This is a genomic window from Polaromonas sp. P3_C2 (genome assembly GCF_056402675.1).
The window spans coordinates 1-4,496 of sequence record NZ_JBFUGX010000341.1 but is presented as its reverse complement, the minus strand read 5'-3'; the positions used below and the strand labels follow the sequence as shown (position 1 = coordinate 4,496).

Here is a 4,496-nt window from a genome sequence, read left to right as displayed (position 1 = left end):
CTCGCCGTCCACGCGCCAGGGCCGCTGGGCCACGGTGCCGGTGGGGAACACGGTGTCGCGGTGGCCCATCAACACCACCGGCGCTGCCGCGGCTTGCGCGCCAGGCAGGCGGGCCAGCAGCACGTCGCCCTCGGCGACATCACCGCGGTGTTCGGCGCTGATGCCCGCGGTTTGCAGCCAGCCCGCCATGGCCTGGGCCACGCGGTCGGTGCCCGGCTTGTCGTGGCTGCTGGAGTCGATGTCGACCAGCGTGGCCAGGGCCGCCTGCATGGCGGGGCGCTGGCCGGCCAGCCATTCGGTGGCGGCGCAGCCTGGCACTTGTACGTCGTTCGTCACGGCATTCATCGCGGTACTCATGCGCATTCCTGCATCACGCCGGCGCCTTCTTCGGCCAGGTCCCAGAACATGCCGGCCATGATCTGCAGCGACTCGCGGGTGGTGTCCACCAGGATGTGTTCGTTCGGCGCGTGCTGGGAGCAAGCGGGGTAGGAATGCGGCACCCACAGCGTGGGCAGGCCCAGCGTTTCAGAAAACACGTCGTTCGGCAGCGAGCCGCCGAGGTTGGGCAACAGGGCCGGGCGGCGGCCGGTGCTGCGTTCGATGGACGCCATGCCCCAGCGCACCCAGGCATTGTCGGGGTCGAGGCGTGTGGCGGCCATGTTCATGTCGGTGCCGCGCACTTCCACATCGTCAAAGCCGTGGGCCAGCAGGTGCTTGCGGATGTGCGCCAGAAAATTCGCCGGGTCGCTGCCCACCACATAACGCATGTGGCAGTGCGCGCGCGCCTCGGCCGGAATGGCATGCACCGGCATGGCCGGGTTGCCGGTGGTAAAGGCCAGCACCTCCAGGCTGTTCCAGCCGATCACGCGCTCGGCCGGCGAGAGGCCCGGCTCGCCCCAGTCGGGATCGATCTCGGGATCGTTCGGGCCGCCGCCGACCTCGATGTCCTGCAGCGCGGTACGCACGCTGGCCGGAATGGCGGTGGGCAGCAGGCCGGGCACCAGGATGCGGCCGCGGGCGTCCRCCAGGCTGGCAATCGCATGGGCCAGGCGGATGCCGGGGTTGCGCAAAAGGCCGCCCCAGTTGCCCGAATGGTGGCCGCCGTCGCGCAGCTTGAGGTGCAGGTCGAAGTTGAAGACGCCGCGCGAGCCGAGAAACAGCGTGGCGCGCGAAGCCGACACACGCGGGCCGTCGGAGGCGAGGAACAGGTCGGCCGCCAGCGCATCGCGGTGCAGGGCACACACTTCGTTCAGGCCGGGCGAGCCGTCTTCTTCACCCATTTCCAGGATGATTTTCACGTTGTAGCCCAGGCGCCCGCTGCGCACGGCCAGCACTTGTTCGAGCGCGGTCAGGTTGATGGTGTGCTGCCCCTTGTTGTCGGCGGTGCCGCGGCCRTACCAGCGGTTGCCKTCSACSACGATCTYCCASGGGYTCARSCCKTCGCGCCAYTGSGCGTCGTAGCCGCGCACCACRTCGCCGTGGCCGTAGGTCAGCACGGTGAAAGCGGCGCCGGGCTCGATGCGCTCGGCCAGCAGGAAAGGGCTTTTGCCCGGCACCGGGTTGTCGACGATGCGGCAGGCAAAGCCCAGCTCCGTGAGCTTGGGCGTGATTTCGTTCTGCAGGTAGGCGTGCAGGATGGGGCCGCTGGCGGCGTCCTGGCTTTCGGTTTTGTAGGCAACGCGGCGGTCCAGCGTTTGCTGGAAACGCCCGTCGTCGAAACAGGCGAGGGTCTGGGCCACGGCTTGGGTACGGCTCATGAGAGGTCCTTGAAATTGAAGGGAAATTGCGCGGTTGAAATGGAGAGGTAAAACGTCAGCCGATGGCTTCGGCGGCAATGTCCGGCACACCCAGCCCGGGCTCGGGCGTGAGGGCAGAGGCCAGCAGCATGCGGGTGTAGGGGTGCTCGGGCCGGGCAAAGACCTGCTCGCGCGTGCCCAGCTCAACGATGGCGCCGCGGTGCATCACGGCCACGCGGTCCACCAGGTGTTCGACCACGCCCAGGTCGTGGCTGATGAAGAAATAGGTCAGCCCGAACTCGGCCTTCAGGTCCATCAGCAGGTTGAGGATCTGCGCCTGCACCGACACGTCAAGCGCCGATGTCGGTTCGTCGCAGATCAGGATGTCGGGTCGCAGCACCAGCGCCCGCGCAATCGCCACGCGCTGGCGCTGCCCGCCCGAAAGCTGGTTGGGGTACTGGCTGTGCGTGCGCTCGGGCATGCCGACCAGGTCGAGCATCTCGCGCACCTTGCGCTGCTGTTCCTGCGCAGTGCCCACCTTGTGCAGGGCCAGCGGTACACGAACGATCTCTGCCACCGTGCGGCGCGGGTTCAGCGACGAATACGGGTCCTGGAAGATGGGCTGGATGTGGCGCGCCAGGGCGCGGCGCTGGCTGCTGTCGACTTCCTTGCCGTTGACCAGCACATTGCCCGAGGTGGGCGGCAGCAAGCCCAGCAGCATTTTGGCCAGGGTGCTTTTGCCGCAGCCGGACTCCCCGACCAGGCCCAGGGTTTCGCCCTTGCGAATGCGCAGCGAGACGTTATTTACCGCCCTGATTTCACCGGGCGCTGTGAACAGCCCGCGCTTGAGTTTGAAGACGCGGCTGAGCGCGCACAGCTCCAGCGCAATGTCTTCGCTGCCGCCCGGGGGCGTTGCCAAAGGGGTGGTGGGGTTCATGCGGCCTCCGCCAGCAAGGGTGAAGCCGCGACGCAGCGCACGGCATGCTCCGCGTCCAGCGCCACATAGGGCGGGGTGGCAGCGCAGCCTGCCTGTACCTGGCTGCAGCGGTTGGCAAAGGCACAGCCCTCCACCTTGCCCACGAGGCTGGGCACCACGCCCGGGATGGCCTGCAGGCGGCTGCCGGGCAGGGTTTTGCCGCGTACCGGAATGCAGTTGAGCAGCCCGCGGGTGTAGGGATGGGCGGGGTGGGCGAACAGCTCGGCCACCGGCGCGGTTTCCACCACCTCGCCCGCATACATCACGGCCACGCGGTCGGCGATGCGCGCCACCACGCCCAGGTCGTGGGTGATGAAGACCACCGCGGTGCCGAACTCCTTTTGCAGCTCACGGATCAGCCTAAGGATCTGCGCCTGGATGGTGACGTCCAGCGCGGTGGTGGGCTCGTCGGCAATGATCAGGTCCGGCTCGCACATCAGGGCCATGGCAATCACCACGCGCTGGCGCAGGCCGCCCGAGAGCTGGTGCGGGTACTGCCGCAAACGGTCGGCGGCCTGCGGAACGCCCGCGCGTTCGAGCAGGTACAGCGCACGCTCACGCGCCTGGGCCATGCTGACCTTGCGGTGCGCGCGCAGCGCCTCGCACAGCTGGTCGCCCAGCGTGTACGACGGGTTCAGCGCCGTCATCGGCTCCTGGAAAATCATCGCCATGCGCGAGCCGCGCAGCGCGGACATTTCCCGCTCGGGCAAGCCCTGCAGGTCCACGCCGTCAAAGCGAATGTGGTCGGCGCTGCGCACCGCCTTGCGCGGCAGCAGGCCCATCAGCGCAAGCGACGTCATCGACTTGCCGCAGCCGGACTCGCCGACCAGGCACAGCATTTCCCCGCGCCGCACCTGGAAGTCGATGCCACGCACGGCGTGCAGCATGCCGCCCGGTGTCGGCAGGTCGACGCGCAGGTTTTTCACGTCCAGCAAAATTTCCATGGAGGTTCCCTTTCAGTTGCGGCCGTCGGGCGCGGTCAGGTCACGCAGGCCGTCACCCACCAGGTTGATGGCCAGCACCAGCAGGGCCAGCACCACGCCGGGCACCAGGATCACCCAGGGCTGGAAGAACATGTAGGCCTTGCCTTCGGCCACCATCAGCCCCCATGAGGGCGTGGGCGGCTGCACGCCCAGGCCCAGGAAGGAGAGGGTGGACTCCAGCAGGATCGCGTGCGCCATCTCGAGCGTGGCCACCACGGTCAGCGGGCCCATCAGGTTGGGCAGCAGTTCGCGCACCAGGATGTAGGGCGTGGACGCGCCGAGCGCCTTGGCGGCGGAGATGAATTCGGCGTCGCGCAGCTGCTGCGTGGCCGAGCGCGTGACGATGGCAAAGCGGTCCCACAGCAACAGGCCCAGCAGGATGATGACCACCTGCAGTGAACCGCCGATGAGGGAAGCGGTTGCCAGTGCCACCAGCACCACCGGCATGGCCAGCCGGGTGGTGATGATGTAGCTGACCACGGCGTCGGTGCGGCCGCCGAAATAGCCCGCCAGCACGCCCATGGTGGTGCCGATCAGCCCGGACACCAGCGCCGCGACCAGCCCGATGCCCAGCGATACGCGGGCGCCGTACAAAAGGCGGCTCAGGTAATCGCGGCCGAGCTTGTCGGTGCCGAAGACGTGCTCCCAGCTGCCCTTGTCGTGCCAGAACGGCGGGATCAGGCGCTGGGTCACGTCCTGCGCATACGGGTCATGCGGGCTGAGCCAGGGCGCAAACAGGGCGGCCACCACGGCCAGGCCCAGCAGGATGCTGCCCAGCGTCATGCCGCGGTGGCCCAGCAC

4 protein-coding genes and 1 pseudogene are annotated in these 4,496 nt (G+C 68.3%); all 5 read right to left on the bottom strand.

Annotated features, from left to right (window positions below):
- A pseudogene (locus AC1DWI_RS14570) lies at positions 1–357 on the bottom strand (M20 family peptidase); the annotation flags it as partial.
- The gene (locus tag AC1DWI_RS14565; protein ID WP_477725082.1) at positions 354–1,757 is read right to left on the bottom strand and encodes a M20 family metallopeptidase; all 1,404 of its coding nucleotides are present in this window, start codon (positions 1,755–1,757) and stop codon (positions 354–356) included. The pseudogene AC1DWI_RS14570 and the gene AC1DWI_RS14565, both read right to left, overlap by 4 nt.
- 55 nt (positions 1,758–1,812) lie before the next feature.
- Entirely contained in the window at positions 1,813–2,673 is an 861-nt protein-coding gene (locus AC1DWI_RS14560) for an ATP-binding cassette domain-containing protein (RefSeq protein ID WP_477671706.1), read from the bottom strand.
- Positions 2,670–3,656: an ABC transporter ATP-binding protein gene (locus AC1DWI_RS14555; protein ID WP_477671705.1), complete on the bottom strand. Its 987-nt coding sequence runs from the start codon at positions 3,654–3,656 to the stop codon at positions 2,670–2,672. Before AC1DWI_RS14555 ends, AC1DWI_RS14560 begins: the two co-directional genes overlap by 4 nt.
- Positions 3,657–3,668: 12 nt before the next feature.
- On the bottom strand, positions 3,669–4,496 hold an 828-nt coding region (locus tag AC1DWI_RS14550), incomplete at its 5' end, for an ABC transporter permease (protein ID WP_477725081.1).